Source organism: Streptomyces sp. P6-2-1 (assembly GCF_050613165.1).
Classification (GTDB): Bacteria; Actinomycetota; Actinomycetes; order Streptomycetales; family Streptomycetaceae; genus Streptomyces.
Window position 1 is genome coordinate 6,917,932 of record NZ_CP192513.1, and the last position, 19,494, is coordinate 6,937,425.

The following is a 19,494-nucleotide window of genomic DNA, read 5'->3' on the forward strand; positions in this document are numbered from 1 at the left end:
GCGCTCGCCGCCAGGCCCCGTACCCCCGGCCCCTCAGCCGCGCGGTGGACGCGTCGCCCGCTCCAGCTGCATGAGCACCGACGCGTACCCCTTGCCGCCCGTCGCGTGGTCCATCCCGACCTCGCACATGCGGTTCGCCGAGAGGTACGCGTCGAAGTCCCTGGACGTCACCTCGGCGGCCTCGGCGGCCGTCGCCGACTCGGTCAGCTCCTTGTGGAGCATCCCCCGGTCGCCCGCGAAGGCGCAGCAGCCGACGTCGTCCGGCATGACGACCTCGTGGGCGCAGGCCCCGGCCAGCTCCACGAGCTGGTCGACGTCGCCGAGGTGCTGCATCGAGCACGTCGGGTGGACAACGGCGGACTCCACCTTGCGGTGGATGGTCAGCTCAGGAAGCAGCTCCTCGGCCGCCCACACGAGCGAGTCGACGATTCGGAGCGCCGCGTGCAGCTCCCTGTTCTCCGGCGTCAGGTACGGCACCACCTCGTGCGCGATCCCGAGGGTGCACGAGGAGGCGTCGACGACGAGCGGGAGCCGCCCGCCGCCCGTCCAGCCCCACGCCGCCTCCACGATGCGGTTGGCCATGACGGTGTTGGCGTCCTCGTAGCCCTTCGAGTGCCAGATCGTCGAGCAGCACGTGCCCGAGACGTCCTCGGGAATCCACACCGGCTTGCCCGCGCGCCGCGCGAGCAGCACGACGGCCTGCGGCAGCGAGGGCTCGTAGGCGTCCTCGGGACCACCGAAGATGCGGTTGACGCACGCCGGGTAGTACACGGCCGTCGCCGCCGACTTCTCCGTACGGGGCAGCCGCCGCGCTGCCGCGCCCGGGATCTCGGGCAGCCACTCCGGCACGAGGTCGGGGCGCACCGCCTTGCGCGCGGTGCGCGTCACCGCGGTGAGCAGCCGGTCGCTGATCTTCTCGGCCGAGGCGACCGCGAGCCGCGCCCCGCTCTCCACGACCTTGAAGTCCTTCGCCGTGTACGTGGCGATCTTCTCCTCGCGAGGGCTGTGCCGCTGGTGGCGGAACTCCTTCATCATGGCGCCCGTGTCGATGCCGACGGGGCACGCCAGCTTGCACGTCGAGTCGCCCGCGCACGTGTCCACGGCGTCGTAGCCGTACGCGTCGAGCAGCCCGGTCTCGACGGCCGAGCCGGCGGGCTGGCGCATCATCTCGCGGCGCAGCACGATGCGCTGGCGCGGCGTCGTGGTCAGGTGCTGGCTCGGGCAGGTCGGCTCGCAGAAGCCGCACTCGATGCACGGGTCGGCGACCGCCTCGACCTGCGGGATCGTCTTGAGGCCGCGCAGGTGCGCCTGCGGGTCGCGGTCGAGCACGATGCGCGGGGCGAGGACGCCCTCGGGGTCCATGACCTGCTTGACGCGCCACATCAGCTCGGTCGCGCGCGGACCCCACTCCAGCTCAAGGAACGGCGCGATGTTGCGGCCCGTCGCGTGCTCGGCCTTGAGCGAGCCGTCGAAGCGCTCGACGGTGCTCGTGCAGAACGCGTCCATGAAGTCCGCGTAGCGCCGCACGTCTTCGGGCTTGCCCGCGTCGAAGGCGAGCAGGAAGTGGAGGTTGCCGTGCGCGGCGTGCCCGGCGACGGCGGCGTCGAAGCCGTGCGCGGTCTGGAGTTCGAGCAGCGCCTCGCACGCCTCGGCGAGCCGCGAGGGCGGTACGGCGAAGTCCTCCGTGATGAGCGTCGTGCCCGAGGGCCGCGTCCCGCCCACCGCCGTCACGAACGCCTTGCGCGCCTTCCAGTACCCGCCGATGACCTTCGCCTCGCGCGTGAAGGCGTTGGTCACCGAGGCCACGGGGGCGACCAGGTCAAGGCTCTTCATGACCTCGGCGGCCGCCCGCTCGTTCGCCTCGCGACCCTCCTCGTCGGAGGCGCGGAACTCCACGAGCAGCGCCGCCGTGTCCTTCGGCAGCTCCGCCCAGTCGGCGGGGACCCCCGCGACGCTCGTCGAGGCGCGCAGCGTGTTCCCGTCCATCAGCTCGACCGCGATCGCCCCGGCCTCGTTGAACTTCGGCACGGCGGCGGCAGCGGCGGGCAGCGAGGGGAAGAAGAGCAGCCCGGTCGAGTGGAGGCGCTCCAGCGGCAGCGTGTCGAAGACCACCTCGGAGAGGAAACCGAAGGTGCCCTCGGAGCCGACCATGAGCCCGCGCAGGATCGACACCGGGTCGTCGCCGTCGAGGAAGGCGTCGAGCCGGTAGCCATTGGTGTTCTTGATCTCGTACTTCGCGCGGATACGGGCCGTGAGCGCCGCGTCCGCCTCGATCTCCGCCTTCAGCGCCATGAGCCCCGCGCACAGCTCGGGCTCCGCCGCGGCGAGCTTCTCGGCCGCGTCGGGCGCGCCCGTGTCCACGACCGTGCCCGAGGGCAGCACGACGGTCAGCGAGCTGACCAGGCGGTACGAGTTCCTCGTCGTCCCCGCGGTCATCCCGGAGGCGTTGTTCGCGACGACCCCGCCGATCGTGCACGCGATGGCGCTCGCCGGGTCGGGGCCGAGCACACGCCCGTGCCGCGCGAGCGTCGTATTGGCCCGTACGACCGTCGTGCCCGGGCCGAGCCGCACACGGGCGCCCTCGTCCAGCACCTCCACCCCCGCCCAGTGCCGCCGTACGTCGACGAGGATGTCCTCGCCCTGCGCCTGCCCGTTGAGCGAGGTCCCCGCCGCGCGGAAGACGATCTTGCGGCCCTTGTCCCTCGCGTACCGCATGACCGCGGCGACGTCCTCGGCCGTCTCGGGGACCACGACGACCTGCGGCAGGAAGCGGTACGGGCTCGCGTCGGACGCGTAGCGCACGAGGTCCGAGATGCCGGTGAGGACCTTCCCGGGCCCGAGCAGCGCGCTCAGCTCGCCGCGCAGAGGCTCAGGAGTGCCGCCCGCGAGCCCGGTGGGGACCAAGTCCGGTGCGGTGTCCTCGCGCCCTGAGGGGCGCAGAGTGTTCGGGCTCGGTTCGAGCAACGGCATGGGGCGGCGCTCCTTCGTCCACGGTTCGCCACAGGGAACGCGCGGGCGCCCGGCGGCGGGGGGTCCCGCCTATTCTCGCTCCTCGCCGTCCCGCCCGGGCGTCCGGGGCGGGTGCGCGCAGTGCCCGGGCGTATCGCCGGGCCCCCCGCTGACCAGCAGTTCGAGCAGCGCGCCGAGCTGCGCGCGCTGTCCGGGCGCCAGCGGCGAGAGCACCTCCTGGGCGGCCTCGCGCCGTGCCCGGCGCAGTGCCTCCAGGGTCGCGCGCCCCTCGTCGGTCAGCTCGATGCGGGTCACTCGGCGGTTGCCGGGATCGGGTACCCGGCGTACCCGGTCGCTCGCCTCCAGGGCGTCCACGAGCGTCGTGATCGCGCGCGGGACGACGTCGAGGCGCGCGGCGAGATCCGCCATCCGCGGCGGCTCGGGGAAGACGGTCACGGCGCGCAGGAGACGGCTCTGGGCCGGGGTGATGCCGAGCGGCCCGAACTGATGACGCTGGAGCCGGTGCAAGCGGCGATTGAGGCGGAGCAGCTGCTCGGCGAGTACGGCGTCGCTGTCGGGGGCGTGACCCGGGTCGGCCGACGAGGAGGGGGAGCGCATGGCGGGAACAATATCAGGATGATGTTCATTGTGTACATAGGTAACAATGAACTATGCTCCCCCGGAGCCGCCTGTCCTCACCCCTCTGAAGGAGCCCATGCGCCCGCCCGAGATCAACTGGACCCCGCCCGACAAAACCGCCCGCGAGGACCAGGAACCACGCCAGATCCGCCGCATCCTGCGCCTCTTCCGCCCCTACCGCGGCCGCCTCGCCGTCGTCGGCCTGCTCGTCGCCGCCTCCTCGCTCGTCTCCGTCGTCACCCCCTTCCTGCTCCGCGAGATCCTCGACACCGCGATCCCCGAAGGGCGTACGGGGCTCCTGAGCCTCCTCGCGCTCGGCATGATCCTCAGCGCCCTCCTGTCGAGCGTCTTCAACGTCCTCCAGACGCTCCTGTCGACCACGGTCGGCCAGCGCGTCATGCACGACCTGCGCACCGGTGTCTACGCCCGCCTCCAGCGCATGTCCCTCGCCTTCTTCACGCGCACCCGCACGGGCGAGGTCCAGTCCCGCATCGCCAACGACATCGGCGGCATGCAGGCGACGGTCACCTCGACGGCCACAAGTCTCGTATCCAACAGCACATCGGTGATCGCGACGATCGTCGCGATGCTCGCGCTCGACTGGCGCCTCACCGTCGTCTCGCTCGTCCTGCTCCCCGTCTTCGTCCTCATCAGCCGCCGCGTGGGCCGCGAGCGCAAGCGCATCACGAGCGAGCGCCAGCGCCAGATGGCCAACATGGCGGCGACCGTCACCGAATCCCTCTCCGTGAGTGGCATCCTGCTCGGCCGCACGATGGGCCGCGCCGACTCGCTCACGCGCTCTTTCGCGCGCGAGTCCGAGGAACTCGTCGACCTCGAAGTGCGCTCCAACATGGCGGGCCGCTGGCGGATGTCGGTCATCAGCGTCGTCATGGCCGCGATGCCCGCCTTCCTCTACTGGGCGGCGGGACTCGCCCAGGCGAACGGCGCCGCGATCTCGCTCGGCACCCTCGTCGCCTTCGTCTCGCTCCAGCAGGGCCTGTTCCGCCCCACGGTGAGCCTGCTCGCGACCGGCGTGCAGGTACAGACCTCGCTCGCGCTCTTCCAGCGCATCTTCGAGTACCTCGACCTCCCGGTCGACATCACCGAACGCGAACAGCCCGTCCACATCGACGAGGTCAAGGGCGAGGTCCGCTTCGAGAAGGTCGCTTTCGGGTACGGGGACGGCAGCCCCGTGCTCGACGGCATCGACCTCACCCTCCCGGCCGGCGGTTCCCTCGCCGTCGTCGGCCCCACCGGGTCGGGCAAGAGCACCCTGAGCCATCTCGTGCCCCGGCTGTACGACGTCAGCGGCGGCCGCGTCACACTCGACGGCGTCGACGTGCGTGACCTCGACTTCGACACCCTGGCCCGTGCCGTGGGCGTTGTCTCGCAGGAGACCTACCTCTTCCACGCCTCCGTCGCCGACAACCTCCGCTTCGCCAAGCCGGACGCGAGCGACGAGGAGTTGCGCGCGGCCGCCCGCGCGGCCCAGATCCACGACCACATCGCCGGGCTTCCCCAGGGCTACGACACGGTCGTCGGCGAGCGCGGGCACCGCTTCTCCGGCGGGGAGAAACAGCGCCTCGCCCTCGCCCGCACGATCCTGCGCGACCCGCCGGTGCTCGTGCTCGACGAGGCGACGAGCGCCCTCGACACCCGCACCGAACGCGCCGTGCAGGAAGCACTCGACACCCTCGCCGCCGGGCGCACCACGCTCACCATCGCCCACCGCCTCTCGACCATCAGGGACGCCGACCAGATCGTCGTGCTCGACGGCGGCCGCATCGCCGAACGCGGCACCCACGAGGAACTCCTCGCCCGCGACGGCGCCTACGCGGCGCTCGTACGCAGCGACTCCCGCAAGGGCGAAGCCCACGGGAGCGAGCCGCACGCGGACGAGGCTCCGGGGCCGGTGGTCCTGCCGTCCACGCCGTCGTCCATCGTCAAGGCGTAGAAAACGGGAGAAAAGTCATTAACGTTCGCTTATGACCGAGCCCTCGCGCCCTTCGCGCCCCCGCTCCCTGCCCGCTCCCGGCCGCCCGGGTCCTCCGGACGGCCGCCGGACCCGCATCACCCGGCGCGGCAGACTCGTCCTCCTCGCCACGGCCCTCGCCGCCGTCGCCGCGGCGATCGCCGTGCCGTTCGTCCTGAACGGCGAGGACGACGGCCCGAAACGCGCCGCCACGCTCACCGTCCCCGAGGGCTGGCGCGCGAGCCAGGTGTACGCGGCCGTCGACACGGCCCTGCACCTGAAGAAGGGCACGACAGGCAAGAAGGCCGCCGATGCCGGGCTCTCGCTCCCCGGCGACGCGGGCGGCAACCCGGAGGGGTACCTCTTCCCCGCCACGTACCCGATCACGGACAAGACCACCCCGGAGCGTCTGCTGACCGCGATGGTCGACACGGCCAACCGCACCTACGCGGGCGGCACCGTCGCCGCGGGCGCCGAGAAGAACGCCGTCTCGCGCTACCAGCTCGTCACCGTCGCGAGCATCGTCCAGTCCGAGGCCGCCACCGACAAGGACATGGCCCGCGTCGCCCGCGTCGTCTACAACCGGCTCGACGAGGGGATGCCGCTCCAGATGGACTCGACCCTGAACTACGGGCTCGGCCGCAGCACTCTGCACACCAAGACATCGGAAACGCGCAGCAGGACCCCGTACAACACCTACGTCCACAAGGGCCTGCCGCCCACCCCCATCGCCAACCCGGGCACCCAGGCGCTGCGCGCGGCGACCAGCCCCGCCGAGGGCGACTGGCTCTACTTCGTGACCGTCAAGCCCGGCGACACCCGCTTCACCCGCGACTACGCGGAGCACCAGGAGAACGTGGCCGAGTTCAACAAGCGCCACAGCTCCCCGAGCCCGAGCGCCTCGTCCTGAGCGAGGCCGCCCCCGCTCAGACGGCCGCCGGTACGGGTACGGAGGCGGGCGGGCTCGCCTCACCGAGCAGGGCGCGGATGTCACGTACGGCCGACCGCCCCGCCCGGTTGGCGCCGATCGTGCTCGCCGAAGGCCCGTACCCGACCAGATGCACCCGGGGATCGCGCACGACCTTCGTGTCCTCCATGCGGACACCGCCGCCCGGCTCGCGCAGGCCGAGCGGACGCAGGTGCTCCAGGGCGGGCCGGAAGCCGGTCGCCCACAGGATGACGTCGGCCGCGAAGCGGCTGCCGTCCGCCCACTCCACCCCCTCGGGGGTGATCCGCGCGAACATCGGGTGCCGGTCGAGAGTGCCGTCGGCGAGCCCCGCGCGGATCGCGTCGTTGAGCGGAAGCCCCGTCACCGAGACGACACTGCGCGGCGGCAGCCCGTCCCGTACCCGCGCGTCCACGAGCGCGACGGCGGCGCGCCCCTCCTCCTCGCCGAACGGCCCCTCGCGGAACTCCGGCTCGCGCCGTGTCACCCAGCGGGTCGCCGCCGCGTACGGGGCGAGTTCGAGCAGGTGCTGCGTCGCCGATATCCCGCCCCCGACCACCACGACGCGCTTGCCCGCGAAGTACTCGGGACCCGGATAGCGCACGGTGTGCAGCTGCTCACCGAGAAAGCTGTCCTGCCCCGGGTAGTGCGGCCGGAAAGGACGGTCCCACGTGCCGGTCGCGCTGATGAGGGCGCGCGCCGACCACGTGCCGTCCGAAGTCTCCACACGCAGCCGCCCGCCCTCGCCCTCGCGCACCGCGCGCACGTCGACGGGCCGCCGCACCGGCAGCGCGAACCGTTCCTCGTAGGCACGGAAGTACTCCGCGACGACCTCGGACGAGGGCCGCGCGGGATCGGCCCCGGTCAGCTCCATGCCCGGCAGCGAGTGCATCCCGTTGACCTTGCCGTACGTGAGCGAGGGCCACCGGAACTGCCAGGCACCGCCGGGCGCGGGCGCGTGGTCGAGCACGACGAAGCCCATCCCCGTCCGCCGCAGGTGATACGCGGCCGAGAGCCCCGCCTGCCCGGCACCGACCACGACGACGTCCACCGCTCTGTCCTCACTCACACCGGGGCCAACGACGCCGCGCCGCCGGATCTTCCCGCACCGGGTGCGCGAGGATGCGCCCATGACCTTGCACACCGAGACCCTTCGCATCCGCACCGGCGCCGAGGAGAGGGTCCACGACCTGACCGCCGACTGCGCACGCTTCCTCGCCGCCCACGCCGCCGACCGCGACGGCCTGCTCAACCTCTTCGTCCCCCACGCCACCGCGGGCCTCGCGATCCTCGAAACCGGCGCGGGCAGCGACGACGACCTCCTCGACATCCTCCGCACCCTCCTCCCCCCGACCCGCCCCTACCACCACCGCCACGGCACCCCGGGCCACGGCCGCGACCACGTCCTGCCCGCCCTCATCCCCCCACACGCCACCCTCCCCGTCACAGCGGGCCACCTGGCACTGGGCACGTGGCAATCGGTGTGCCTGGTCGACACGAACGTGGACAACGCGGAGCGGCAGGTGCGGTTGTCGTTCCTCGGCTGAGCAGGGGCGTTCGCTGAGGCCGGGCCGCCGGTGCTCCGTCCCCTGCGGGGTGAGCGGAGAGACGCGTGCGGTATGGGCCTCAGAGAGATCGAACGGCCCTGTGACGGATGCGGCACATGCCTGCTCGGCGCGCGGCGCCTGTCGCGAGTCGAGCTCGCGACGTCGCCCCCCAAGGCCCAGCGGGACAACGTTCTTGCCGCAGCCGCCTCGGTCGGGGGGCACATCATCGGCTGGGCGGACGACCGGGAGGTCTCGGGTGCCACAGATACTGTGACGCGGCCGAAGCCCGGCCCGTGGCTTCGCGATGAGAACGGTTCCTACGACGGCTCAACTGGTTCGGTAGGCTGCTGGTCGTGGCGGGGATCGCCGAACGGCTGGTGCCGGACGAGTTGTAGGAGTTTTTCCACCGGGTGGTGCCGGAGGCGCCATCACGGCCGCAAGGTGGCGGTCGACGCCGTCACGGTGATCGGGAGGTGTTGGCGGCGATCGTGTTCGGGGCTACCTCCGGTTGCATGTGGCAGCAGCTGCCTGCAGCGTCGTTCGGTCCGTGCGGTGCCACGGCCCACCGCAGGTTCACCGAGTGGACGAAGGCACGAGTCCGGGTCAAGCTCCACCGCCTGGTCCTGGATGCACTCGGATGCCGCGGCGAGCTGGAATGGTCGAGGTGCGTGATCGACTCGGTGAACATGCGGTGCCTGAAAAGGGGGACCTGACAGGTCCGAATCCTGTCGACCGAGGCAAGTGCGGGCCGAAGAGATCCACCGATCACCGACCGGGCCGGTCTGCCTGTATCCGTCGCAACCACGACAGTCGAGCCCTGATCCCACTCGTGAAGGGCATCCAGCCCATCCGCTCCCGCCGAGGCCCCCGTCGGCGCAGGCCCGGAAAACTCCGCGCCGACAAGGGATACGACTACCGCCACCTGCGGGAATGGCTGTCCCGACGCGGAATTCGGCACCGCGTCGCGCGCAAAGGCATCGAGACCTCATAGCGACTCGGCAGCCGTCGCCGGCCCCGTCGAACACACCATGTGCTCTGGCCCGCTGTCTGTCGACGACTCCACCGCCGCTACGAACGCAAAGCCGACCACTTCCTGCCCTCACCAGCATCACCTACACCCTCATCTGCCACCGCCGACTCACCAAAATGAGACGGTTTCTTGGGTTGAACTGGGATGTCGTGCTGCTGGTCAGGCGAGTCGGATGGTCATGCTGGTCTCGGCGAGACAGCCGTCTATGAGATGGCTGCGGTACTGGATGCGGCGTAGGCTGCGGCGGACGGTCTGGACGGGGTGTTCCGGGGTGCTGAAGGCGACGTTCGAGAGCCAGCCACGTCGCAGGAGTGACCAGATGCATTCGACGCTGTTGAGGCCGGGTGCGTAGGGCGGCAGGTAGTGGATGGTCAGCCAGTCCCGGGTTTCGGCGAACTCCCACAGACCTGCGGCTTTGCGGACGTTGCGGTTGTCCCAGATGAGGACGATGGGGGTCGAGTTGTTGGTGGGCGGCCATCAGCGGGTCCCGGTAGTCGCGCCGGGAGAGGATTTTATGCCCGTCACGGTTACCGTCGTCCCGTCGCGGCCGTAGATCAGCCTCGATCGGTAGCCGGGTTTGTAGCTGGTTAGCGCGCGATGGAGAGTCGGCGGCGGAACGGCCGCGCACTCGGACCACCGGGCTGTGGCCGCGTGGTGACCAAGTTCTGGCGTGCGTCGGCGTCATGGAGAAGCCGGCTTCGTCCTCGAAGACCAGCCAGGCTCCACGGGCCGCAGCCAGCCTTCCGCGCGGGGCCACACCTCCTTGGCCCTACCCCGCGACCGCATCATCTTCCCGTTGCATGGCACGACGGGCCGGCACCTGGCAGGACCAGCCGTTGCGCAGCAACAGCTTCCACACACCCTGGATGGTGTACGTCCGATGGAAGCGTCGGCCGACCACCGTTTTCACCCGGGCCAGCGTCCAGTGCTGGTCCCACAGCCGTGCGTGGCCGGCCCCTTGGGCCCAGCTCCGCCTCTAGCTGAGCGAACTGCCGATCGCTGAGCCTCGGCAGAGACACCGGCCCCTTCGACCGCAAGGATCTCGGGCCGCCCTCGGCCCACGCGTGACGCCATCGCTGGACCGAGCGGTTACTGATCCGCAGATCTCTGGCTATCGCGGCACTGCCCTCGCCCTGGGTGACCGCTCGGCAGCATGGAGCCGTAAGTCTTCGCGGAACTGCTGGCGTTTGGCGGTCAGCCCACCCCCTTGTGGATCCCGCGTGACTACGGTCATACCGCAGCCACCGACCAACCGTCACCCCTACGACCCCATACGTTCAGCCTCATAGCGACCGGTCTCTGCCCCTGAACCCTCCGGCGTTATGCAAATTCGGAGTTCTCAGGAGGTCCGCTGATTGTCTTCCGGCCCGGTGTCCGTGCTGTTTCAGCTCTTCCTGCCAGAGCCTGCGTCAGGTTGGAGAAGGAACACTGCCTTCGGGGCGGTCCGACGCCCTCGCAAGCCGCGCTGGACCTGCCGGTTCTTGCCAGAGCGAGAGGTGCTGTTCGAGGACTGCGTGCGTCACCGGCCGCGCGTGCTTTCGAGCCTGCCGAAACGCTTCAACCTCCCACTTCACCTCCCTTCTCGAACTGGCGTTTTATCTCGTGGGTCGTCTGCCGCTTCTGTTCCACATGGAGTGAATCTGGCCATCTTCGGAAATGTGGGCACTCGCTGACCGGGGCATCCCTCATCCTGGACCGTTCGTCATCGATCGGAAGGAGAGAAGTGAACGCCCCGCGACGCCATGCAGCCGACCCGGATGTCATCGCACAAACCACCGGGCTCGTGAACTTTCTGCGGGATATGGTCCACAGCAGCCATCAGCGCCAGCGCGACGACCGGGGGCGGGACCGGCTGTGGCTGGCCGACCTCCCTGAACAGGTGCGCAGGCCAACGGCGCGCGAGGACGGCATCGTGCTGCGCCTCGATCACGTCTCGCAGACAACACCGCCAGAGCTGCCCGAAGTACTCGACGGGTGGGTGGACCAGGCGGCCTGTCTGGACGCCGACGGCATCGATCCGCCGCTGGTCGAAGCGGGGTCGGGCCGCTCGCTGCTTCCCGCGCGCGGAACCGAGGAGGACGAAGACGACGCGGCCACCATCATGGCGCGCGATGAGGCCCGTGAAGTGTTGCGTGCCTACGGCCCCTGGCTTCAGCGGTGGCGCAAGTGGGCCGAGCGCGAGCGCCACGAACGCCCCCTGCGGGCGCTGTACGACAAGGTCTACGCGTGGCACCAGCAGCTGGCTCTTGAGGATGATCGCACGGAACTCGTCCTGGCTGTCGGGCTGTTGGCATGGGACAGGCCGGGTGAGGAGACGGTGCACCGTCATCTGCTCACGCAGCGGGTGGAGACATCGATGGATCGTCGGACGGCGCAGGTGACCGTGCGGCTGTCGGCCGAGGGCGCGTTGCGGCTGGAAGACCAGGACTTCCTGGACACCGATGACGGCTGGGTGAGGGAGCGGGGAGCGGCGCTGGCCGAGGAGATCGCCGCCCGGTCGACGCATCCGTTGCATCCCGACGCCCTGGAGTTGCTGGCGCAGTGGCAGGAGCGGGCGACTGAGCAACGCGTCGTGTTCAGTGCGCGGTGGCAGCCACCCCAGGTTCCGGAGCCGGTGGCGCGGCTGACGTATGCTCCGGCTCTGGTGCTGCGGCCGCGGAACCTGAATGCTCTGCTGCGTGTGTACGGCCAGATCTCGGACACAATTGCGGCGGAGGCACATGCACCACTCGGCCTTGCCCAGATGGTGATGAACCTCGATCCTCCCGAGCGTACGGCCTGGGACGTGCGTGGGGGGCGACAGGCGCCGTTGTTCGGTGACGATCCTCTTTTTCCCGGCAAGACCAACGAGCAGCAGCGCAGTGTGCTGCGACGCCTGGAGAAGGAGACCGGGGTCGTGGTGCAGGGTCCTCCCGGCACGGGCAAGACCCACACGATCGGCAATCTGGTCTCGGCGCTGCTCGCTCAGGGGCAGCGTGTTCTGGTCACCAGTGCGCGTGACCAGCCGCTGACCGTGCTGCGGGACAAGCTGCCGCCGGCGGTGCGTGACCTGTGTGTCCTGTTGTTGAGTTCGACCCGACACAGCGGAACGAGCGAGCTGGACCGCACCATCACCGCCCTGACCGAGCACGTCGCTGGGGCGGACACAGAGACGCTCCGAGCCGAGATCGACCGCCTCACTAACCTGCACCTCAATATCCGCGGCAGGATCAACACCCTCACTGACCAGATCCTTTCCCTGCGTGAGGAGGAATACCGGCACCGGTCCGTGGCCCCGGGCTACGACGGGACCTTGGCTCGGATCGTTCAGCAGGTCCAGGACCGGAGCCAGGCACACGGCTGGATCGGGGCTCTGCCCGAAGGAGCCGGAACCACGCCTCCGATCACTGCGGAGCAGGCCCAGGAACTGCTCCTTCTGTTGCGCGAAGGCGCGGGCGAACCACGCTCCGGAGGCGCCCTGCCTCTGCTCGAACAGGTGCCGCCGGTGAGCGAGGTCGCGGCCACATTCGGTGCGAGTCGTGTCACCAACGACGGGCTGACGTCGCGCACGGTGGAGTTGCGCAGTCTGCTGGCCTCGCTCGATCCGGCGGTCACCGACGAGTTGGCGTCGCGGCTGGAGGAAGCGGCCTCGGCCCTGCACCATCTCGGTGTATCTTCCGACGCCACCGGCTGGGATACCGGTTCCTGGGTCACGCGCGCGCTCACGTTGCGGCTGTCGCGTGGCGGTCTCGGGCTGTGGGAGCGTGTCACCACCACGGGTGCGGACATCGCCGGGGCGCGTGAGGCCCTGGATGCGTCGGGCCTGCGCCCCGTCCGCCTCCCGGAACACCTGGACGCAGACCGGGCCGGGCGCATGGTCACCACGGGGCAGGCATTGCGTGACCACCTCGCGGCCAAAGAGGGCCGCACCGTGCGCGAACGGCTGCCGCGCTTGGCCTCCCGGGCGCAGAAGGATGCCCGCGAGATCCTGACCTCATGCACCATCGACGGCCATGCGCCTCGCACCGCGGCCGACCTCGACCACATCCTGGCTCGGCTGCGCGCTCGCATCGCTCTGGACGCGGTGGCCTTGCGCTGGAAGCAGGCGGGCGCACCCCTTCCTCCCGGTGACCTTGAGGTGCAACTGGCCGAACTAGACAACCGCAGGAACCAGTTGGGGCATATCGACGGCTTCGCCCAGGCTCGTGAGCGTGCAGACGACATCCTGGTGCGGCACGGCGTACGCATGCTGCTCACTACCCCCGAGGCGTGGCAAGACCTTGCCGTCGCGGTCACCGCGCTCGGCGGACGCCGCGCGGCCGACGAGGCAGTCGCACGGCTTGCCGCCTGGGACAAGGAGCTGAGCGCCACCCGGGAGGGCGAGCACATGTGTGAGGAGGCCAGGTCACTGGTCTCGGCCCTGCGCGACCAGGATGTCGATGCCTACGCCAAGGCCGTCGAGGCGCTGGAGCACGCCCATGTTCGCGATACCCGCCGAACGCGGTGCGGTCGGCTTCTCGACGATCTACGGGCCGCGCATCCGCTGCTTGCGGGTCGTCTCCGCGAGGAGGCGAACGACCCCGCGTGGGAATCACGTCTGGCGGCACTGGACCGGGCGTGGGCATGGGGCAAGGCGGAGCAGTTCGTCAGGGTGCGCCGCGCGCCCGGACTCGAACGCCGGCTGGACACTGAACTGACCGAACAGGAGAAACGCCTGGAGGAAGTGACCGGCGAACTCGCTGCCGCCTGGGGACGGCTGCACTGTCGGCAGAACATGACGCAGGAGCAGAAGTCCGCCCTGCAGGCGTACCGCACCCACATGGCGTCCGTCGGACGGGGCAAGGGCCGCAGCGCCGGGCATTTCCGGGCTGCCGCTCGCGAGCGGATGGCTGTGGCGCAGGGGGCTGTACCGGCCTGGGTCATGCCGATCGCCCAGGTCGCCGAAATGATCCAGGCCCAGCACAACACGTTCGACGTCGTCATCGTCGACGAGGCCAGTCAGGCCGGCATGGACGCGTTGTTCCTGCTGTGGCTCGCACCCCGCGTCATCGTCGTCGGTGACGATAAACAGTGCGCGCCCCCGGTCAGTGGCAAGGGCCGCCATCAGGCGATCCGCGACAAGCTCGCGGCCCACCTCCCCGAGATGCCCGCAGGCCTGCGCGAGCTGTATATGCCGCACACCAACCTCTACGGCCTGCTCACTACGTTCTTCCCCGAAGTCATCCGGCTGGACGAGCACTTCCGCTGCGTTCCGGAGATCATCAACTGGTCGTCCAGCACCTTCTACGACAACAAGCTCCTGCCACTGCGCCAGTACGGCGGCGAACGTCTCGACCCGCTGCGCACCACCTTCGTCGAAGACGCCGCGACCGTGGGCCGGGAAGGGCGCATCCACAATCCCAAGGAAGCGGAGGCGATTGTTGACACCTTGGAGCGGCTGACCTCGGACGAGGCATACCGTGACAAGACGATCGGTGTGATCGTGCTGCAAGGCTTCGGGCAGATCAGACTGCTGGAAAACCTGATCAAGAAACGCATCCCCGGCCCCGTTCGCGAGCACCACCGCATCCGGGCTGGCAACGCCGCCTCCTTTCAAGGCGATGAACGCCACGTCATCCTCCTGTCGATGGTCGTCACCGACCCGCAACGCGCTGTCGGCGGCGCCCGCAGCGAGCAGCAGGCGTACAACGTCGCAGCCAGTCGCGCCCAGGATCAGATGTGGCTCTTCCACTCGGTACCGCCCGACCGTCTCCGCCCGAACGACCTACGGCTCAACCTCCTCACTTACATGGAGAACCCGCCCGCGGCACTCGCCGCGAATGACGACATCGGCCCGGTCCGCCCGGATGTGCACAGGCCGCCGTTCCAGTCCCTGTTCGAGCAGCAGGTATATCTGGAGGTCAAGGAGCGCGGTTATCACGTCCTGCCGCAGTACCCGGCGGGGACGAAGAGCATTGATCTGGTTGTCGTCGGCGCCCGTGGACGATTGGCAGTGGAATGTGATGGGGACTTCTTCCACCACACCACACGCGAACAGATCGAGCGCGACCACCGGCGCGACCGTGAACTTCGCCGCGTCGGCTGGCGGTTCTGGCGGGTGAGGGAGAGCGAGTTCCGCTTCGACCCAGACGGAGCGCTGAGCGGGCTGTGGGACGAGCTCGACCGGCTGAACATCCGCCCGGCCGACTACTCCAGCCCTGTCACTGCCCCTACCGACTCCGCCCCCTGGACGCCGCTCGACCTCCCAGCCGGCCCGGAGAACGACACCGCCGACGACGGCGCCGACCCCGAAGTATCGCCCCCGGACGCTGCGGACTTGGTCAGTGCGGCTACCGAAACCCTTCACGCCATCAAGGACCCCGTATGACACAGACGCACGCGGCCGTCATCACGGCTCCGCTGGACACCAACACCCTCAAGGAGCTTGTCCGCGTCCTGTGCGGCGACGACCATCTCCTCTACCGCCCCGCCTACAAGATCTCCGAGTTCCTCGGGAACGCCGGCTGGCGCAACCTACCCGAAATCGACGGAGAGTCCCGCGCGGAGTGGACTCTCGAACGTCTCATGGAGCGCCGCACGGACCCCAGCGCCCTGGAGGACGTCCTGCTCCGGCTCGCGGACGCCCGTGAGTACTACGAAGAACCCGAGCAGCTTCCCAGGGTCCTCTCGGCCGTCAACACCTTCCTCGTCCATGAGGGCCTGCGCCTGGAGAACCCGGGAGGCCGCCCACGTCTCGTGCCATGCGACCCCGCACTCGCCCACCCCGGCCAGCACGCACCCCTCGAACTCAAAGCAACCATGTCCGACATCATCGGCGACGAGCGCATGGCCGCCCTACTCGAACACCGTCTGGACGAGGCCCGCACCTGCTTCGCCAACGGTGCCCATGTCGCGGCCACCATCATGCTCGGCAGCCTCCTCGAAGGTGTCCTCCTCTCCGCCGTCCAGGAACGGGACGCCACCCTGCTCGGCAACAAGAGCCCCCGCAGCATCAGCCTCCAAGAGCTGATCGACATTTGCCGGAAAGCTGGCTGGATCGACGCGGACGTGACTTCCTTCAGCCATGCCCTGCGCGACTACCGCAACTTCGTCCACCCCCACCGCGAGTACCGCGAGGCCTATCGGCCCGACCGCGACACGTTCAACGTCTCCTGGCATGTGGTGAACGGAGCCCTCAACGACCTCGCCGCCACCCGCCCGAGAACCACGGCCTGACAACTGCCCCTGGGTCACCGGCCTCAGCCGATACGCGGGGCCGGTGACCGTTGGCAGGAACACCCCGCATCCCCCTGAGTACACTTCCCAGACCTCAGCGAGGCCCCGGCTGCCGGAGCCGCCCTCGTCGGCATCCGCGTACCCATGCCTCTCAGGGCCGTCGTCCGGGAGGTCGGACCGGCGCCGGGCCAGCAAACCGGAGGCAGGCACGGCGGACAAGCGGTGGATCAGGTTAGGTACGCCGGTACATGGAACTCCGGCACGGTTGCGCACGCAGTACTTCTGGGGCGACGGCCACTTCAGCGACCGGGCGGGTACCACCGCCACGTTCTCCTTCACGGGCGCACGGATCGCTCTTCTCCCCGTGAAGGGTACCGGCAACGGCTACGCGGCCGCACGCGCAGCTGAGGTACGGCGACTACGGAGTGCAGCCCCCCGCGGCTCTGGCGACGAAGCCCGGGGGAGGGGGGCCGCCCTGGGGGGTCCTCCGCTACACCACGGGCAGCTCGTTCGTGCTGTGCAGAGTGCTGAACAAGGGGCCGGACCGTGCCGCGGGCATCCGGGCCGCGGCCGGCCGGATTCGGGATCTTCCCGGCTTCCGGACGGCGGCCGCAAGCGTCGGGGAGTCCTGGTTGCGCGACTGCGCCCAAGGGCCGGTGACGACCGGCCAGGGCACCGGCACCCCTGCCCAGTGGCTCCTGGCGGGTGAGGCGCAGCACATGACCTACGTCGTCCGTTCCCTGCCCGGCACCTGACGGCCCGGAAGACGCGCCCCTTCCGCCTCGGCCGCACAGCGGGGCGAGTGCCTCCTCGTTCCGCCACGACCCGCCACGATTCGCCACGCCGGAACCCGTACCGTGCGGCCCCTCCCGGACACTCCTTCGCTCCTTGCGGAGGTGGGCGGTACGACGGTCCCGGCGGCCTCGTCCCCCGCACTGCGCAGAAGGGCCGAGCGCTGTGCGAGCGGCGCGGGCGGACCACTCCGTCCCTGCCGGAACGCCCGTGCGCCCACGGTGAGCAGGTGCGACGTGGCCCGGGCTACCGCCACATTCCGCGAGTTGACCTGGCTCGCCACCCGATAACCGGCCCTGGGCGGTGTGTTGGGCGTGGCCACTGGGCTCAGAACCATCACGTCGCGCCGCCCCGCACCCGACGCGTTCGCGAAGGCGGTCGGGGCCATCGCGGTGCTCGCCGAGCGGCCCGGCGCCGAGAGGTTCGACCTGAACCGGGCGAACGCCCCCGTGAGTGCGCGTCTCGCCGGGGCCGCCCGGTATGTGGAGCCTCTCAGCGCTCCCGCGGTCGAATGGCGCACCGTCGCGGTCGCGTTCGGGGAGCGGATGGGGACGCTGGACGGCGGGGTGCGGGCTGCTCCGGGGCCCATCGAGACGACTCCGCGTGATGAGCGGGGCGTGGGGCGGAGGGGTTCCTGGGCCGGCTGATGTCCCTGGGCGGAGCCGCGCGGGGCGGCCTCGCTCAAGTCGGGTCCTTCGGGGCCTCGGTGGGTGCCGTCGCTCGCGGGAGCCGCCCGTGAACTGCCGGGCGGTCCCGTGGGCTACGTGACCCGGCACGTGATACGAGACCGCCCCGGCGGCTCGGGTCGCTCAGCCGCCCGCGTGCCGCGCTGGCTCTGCCGTGTCGCGGGCCGTGTTCGCTCCGCCGTGTCGCGCGGGCGGCTTTCGGTAATGAAAACCATTGTCGTATGCTGGCCCCCGCGCCGCGCCACACCTGGACTCGCGGCGGCCCTCAGGGGCGTGAGCACGCACGAAGGACAGCGATGAAAACCGGTATCCACCCCCCGTACGGCCCCGTCGTCTTCCGCGACCGGGCGGCGGGGTTCGCCTTTCTGACCCGTTCGACCATGACGAGTGAACGGACCGTCGAGTGGGAGGACGGCCGGACCTACCCGGTGGTCGACGTCGAGATCTCCTCCGCGAGCCACCCCTTCTACACCGGGACCGCGCGCGTCGTGGACGCCGCCGGGCGGGTCGAGCGCTTCGAGCGGCGGTACGGGCGCGGGGCCGGCCGATGAGGCCGGAGAACTCCCCGCTGCCCGTCGTGCTCGTGGCGGGAATCCACGCCGAGGCCCGGGCGAGGACCGTCGCCCACCTGCTGCGTGTGGTGCCCGGCAGCGTCGCGCTCCACCACGACCTGCGCGACGCGCCGTCGGGCGCCGTCGTCCGCGAGGTGCGCGACGCCACGGGCACGCTCGCCACCGGGGAGACGCCGCTCGTCAACGACTGCGCCTGCTGCGCGTTGCGCGAGGACCTGGTCCCCGAGCTGCGGCGCCTCGCCGGCGACGGTGCGACGCGCCTCGCCCTCGTCGAGCTGTGGGACTCCGTCGAGCCGCGCGCGATGGCCGAGGTCGTCGTCGCGCACGCGGGCGAGTCGCTGCGGCTCGGCAACGTGCTGACCGCGGTGGACCCCGCTCTCGTCCTGGCCTGCCTCGGCAACGGCGACGATCTCGCCGAGGCCGGTCTCGCGGCCGCGCCGACGGACGAGCGCACCGTGGGCGACACCTTCGCCCGTCAGCTGGAGTACCCGGGTGTCCTCGTGCTCGCGGGACAGGACGGCGAGTACGCCCCCGACGACCTCGCCCTGCTCGCCCAGCTCCACCCCACCGCACGGCGTCTGCCGCTCGGTTCCCCCGAACTGCCCGGACTGCTCCGGGCGGGCTTCGACACCGAAGCGGCCGCGGCCGCGCAGCACCCGGCGATGGCCCTCCTCCCGCAGGAGGCCGAGGAGGAAGGCGTCGGCACCCTCGTCTGGCGCCACCGGCGGCCCTTCCACCCCGGCCGTCTCTACGACGCGCTGGAGGAGCTGTGCTGCGCCGCGGTACGCAGCCGGGGCCGCTTCTGGCTCGCCGACCGGCCCGACACGCTCCTGCACTGGGACGCGGCAGGAGGCGCACTCTGCGTCGAGGCGGCAGGGCCGTGGCTGCGCGGACTCCCGGACGCCGCCTGGGAGTTGGTACCACCGCTGCGCCGGGCCGCCGCCGCGCTCGACTGGGACCCCGAGCACGGGGACCGCGAACAGCACCTCGTCTTCACCTCGCCCGACCTCGACCGCGAGGGCATCGCCGACGTCCTCACCTCCTGCCTGCTGACGGACGCCGAGATGGCGGGCGGCACGGAGGCGTGGAAGGACTTCCCCGCCCCGTTCGACCAGTTCCTCGACCCCGTCCACTGACCTCCACCGCTTTCCACCGGCCCCGACCGGC

At 70.5% G+C, this 19,494-nt stretch carries 12 protein-coding genes and 2 pseudogenes; 10 read left to right on the forward strand and 4 right to left on the reverse strand.

Annotated features, from left to right (window positions below; all coding sequences use genetic code 11):
- Positions 1–33 precede the first annotated feature (33 nt).
- Complete coding sequence (locus tag ACQYWQ_RS29105; RefSeq protein WP_431038785.1) at positions 34–2,970, reverse strand: FAD-binding and (Fe-S)-binding domain-containing protein; 2,937 nt, start codon at positions 2,968–2,970, stop codon at positions 34–36.
- Between the two features lie 69 nt (positions 2,971–3,039).
- Complete coding sequence (locus tag ACQYWQ_RS29110) at positions 3,040–3,567, reverse strand: MarR family winged helix-turn-helix transcriptional regulator (RefSeq protein WP_431038786.1); 528 nt, start codon at positions 3,565–3,567, stop codon at positions 3,040–3,042.
- Positions 3,568–3,664: 97 nt separating this feature from the next.
- On the opposite strand from ACQYWQ_RS29110, the gene ACQYWQ_RS29115 reads away from it, so the two are divergent.
- Together ACQYWQ_RS29115 and mltG are read left to right on the forward strand one after the other, a co-directional pair.
- Positions 3,665–5,542 carry an ABC transporter ATP-binding protein gene (locus tag ACQYWQ_RS29115; protein WP_431038787.1) on the forward strand — a complete coding sequence of 626 codons (1,878 nt, stop codon included), beginning with the start codon at positions 3,665–3,667 and terminating at the stop codon, positions 5,540–5,542.
- A gap of 31 nt (positions 5,543–5,573) precedes the next feature.
- Positions 5,574–6,470, forward strand: coding sequence for an endolytic transglycosylase MltG (gene mltG, locus ACQYWQ_RS29120; RefSeq protein WP_431038788.1), 897 nt, complete (start codon positions 5,574–5,576; stop codon positions 6,468–6,470).
- Positions 6,471–6,486: 16 nt separating this feature from the next.
- Here the strand turns inward: mltG and ACQYWQ_RS29125 are convergent, their stop codons facing one another.
- Positions 6,487–7,557 carry an NAD(P)-binding domain-containing protein gene (locus tag ACQYWQ_RS29125; protein ID WP_431038789.1) on the reverse strand — a complete coding sequence of 357 codons (1,071 nt, stop codon included), beginning with the start codon at positions 7,555–7,557 and terminating at the stop codon, positions 6,487–6,489.
- 79 nt (positions 7,558–7,636) lie between these two features.
- Between ACQYWQ_RS29125 and ACQYWQ_RS29130 the strand changes: the two genes are divergently transcribed.
- Both ACQYWQ_RS29130 and ACQYWQ_RS29135 read left to right on the forward strand, forming a co-directional pair.
- The gene (locus ACQYWQ_RS29130) at positions 7,637–8,053 is read left to right on the forward strand and encodes a YjbQ family protein (RefSeq protein WP_431038790.1); all 417 of its coding nucleotides are present in this window, start codon (positions 7,637–7,639) and stop codon (positions 8,051–8,053) included.
- Positions 8,054–8,463: 410 nt separating this feature from the next.
- Positions 8,464–9,196, forward strand: a pseudogene (locus ACQYWQ_RS29135) (IS5 family transposase); the annotation flags it as partial.
- A 46-nt stretch (positions 9,197–9,242) separates the two neighbouring features.
- On the opposite strand, the pseudogene ACQYWQ_RS29140 reads toward ACQYWQ_RS29135, so the two are convergent.
- Positions 9,243–10,317 (reverse strand): annotated as a pseudogene (locus ACQYWQ_RS29140) (IS630 family transposase).
- 489 nt (positions 10,318–10,806) lie between these two features.
- Here ACQYWQ_RS29140 and ACQYWQ_RS29145 point away from each other — a divergent pair.
- From ACQYWQ_RS29145 to ACQYWQ_RS29170, 6 genes are all read left to right on the forward strand, one after another.
- Complete coding sequence (locus tag ACQYWQ_RS29145; protein WP_431038791.1) at positions 10,807–15,429, forward strand: AAA domain-containing protein; 4,623 nt, start codon at positions 10,807–10,809, stop codon at positions 15,427–15,429.
- Positions 15,426–16,277 carry a hypothetical protein gene (locus ACQYWQ_RS29150; RefSeq protein WP_431038792.1) on the forward strand — a complete coding sequence of 284 codons (852 nt, stop codon included), beginning with the start codon at positions 15,426–15,428 and terminating at the stop codon, positions 16,275–16,277. The genes ACQYWQ_RS29145 and ACQYWQ_RS29150 overlap by 4 nt, the downstream gene beginning before the upstream one ends.
- A 425-nt stretch (positions 16,278–16,702) precedes the next feature.
- Positions 16,703–17,032, forward strand: coding sequence for a beta family protein (locus ACQYWQ_RS29155; protein WP_431038793.1), 330 nt, complete (start codon positions 16,703–16,705; stop codon positions 17,030–17,032).
- Positions 17,033–17,383: 351 nt separating this feature from the next.
- On the forward strand, positions 17,384–17,716 hold the full coding sequence (locus ACQYWQ_RS29160; protein WP_431038794.1) for a hypothetical protein: 333 nt from the start codon (positions 17,384–17,386) through the stop codon (positions 17,714–17,716).
- Between the two features lie 335 nt (positions 17,717–18,051).
- Positions 18,052–18,306: a type B 50S ribosomal protein L31 gene (locus tag ACQYWQ_RS29165; protein ID WP_431038795.1), complete on the forward strand. Its 255-nt coding sequence runs from the start codon at positions 18,052–18,054 to the stop codon at positions 18,304–18,306.
- A complete protein-coding gene (locus ACQYWQ_RS29170; RefSeq protein WP_431038796.1) occupies positions 18,303–19,463 on the forward strand; it encodes a CobW family GTP-binding protein in 1,161 nt (386 codons plus the stop codon). Before ACQYWQ_RS29165 ends, ACQYWQ_RS29170 begins: the two co-directional genes overlap by 4 nt.
- Positions 19,464–19,494 lie beyond the last annotated feature (31 nt).

What these genes read in the sequence shown, in the direction of transcription:
- ACQYWQ_RS29105 (WP_431038785.1), bottom strand. Translation starts at nt 2,970, where the DNA reads ATGCCGTTGCTCGAACCGAGCCCGAACACTCTGCGCCCCTCAGGGCGC.
- ACQYWQ_RS29170 (WP_431038796.1), top strand. Translation starts at nt 18,303, where the DNA reads ATGAGGCCGGAGAACTCCCCGCTGCCCGTCGTGCTCGTGGCGGGAATC.
- ACQYWQ_RS29115 (WP_431038787.1), top strand. Translation starts at nt 3,665, where the DNA reads ATGCGCCCGCCCGAGATCAACTGGACCCCGCCCGACAAAACCGCCCGC.
- ACQYWQ_RS29130 (WP_431038790.1), top strand. Translation starts at nt 7,637, where the DNA reads ATGACCTTGCACACCGAGACCCTTCGCATCCGCACCGGCGCCGAGGAG.
- mltG (WP_431038788.1), top strand. Translation starts at nt 5,574, where the DNA reads ATGACCGAGCCCTCGCGCCCTTCGCGCCCCCGCTCCCTGCCCGCTCCC.
- ACQYWQ_RS29165 (WP_431038795.1), top strand. Translation starts at nt 18,052, where the DNA reads ATGAAAACCGGTATCCACCCCCCGTACGGCCCCGTCGTCTTCCGCGAC.
- ACQYWQ_RS29110 (WP_431038786.1), bottom strand. Translation starts at nt 3,567, where the DNA reads ATGCGCTCCCCCTCCTCGTCGGCCGACCCGGGTCACGCCCCCGACAGC.
- ACQYWQ_RS29150 (WP_431038792.1), top strand. Translation starts at nt 15,426, where the DNA reads ATGACACAGACGCACGCGGCCGTCATCACGGCTCCGCTGGACACCAAC.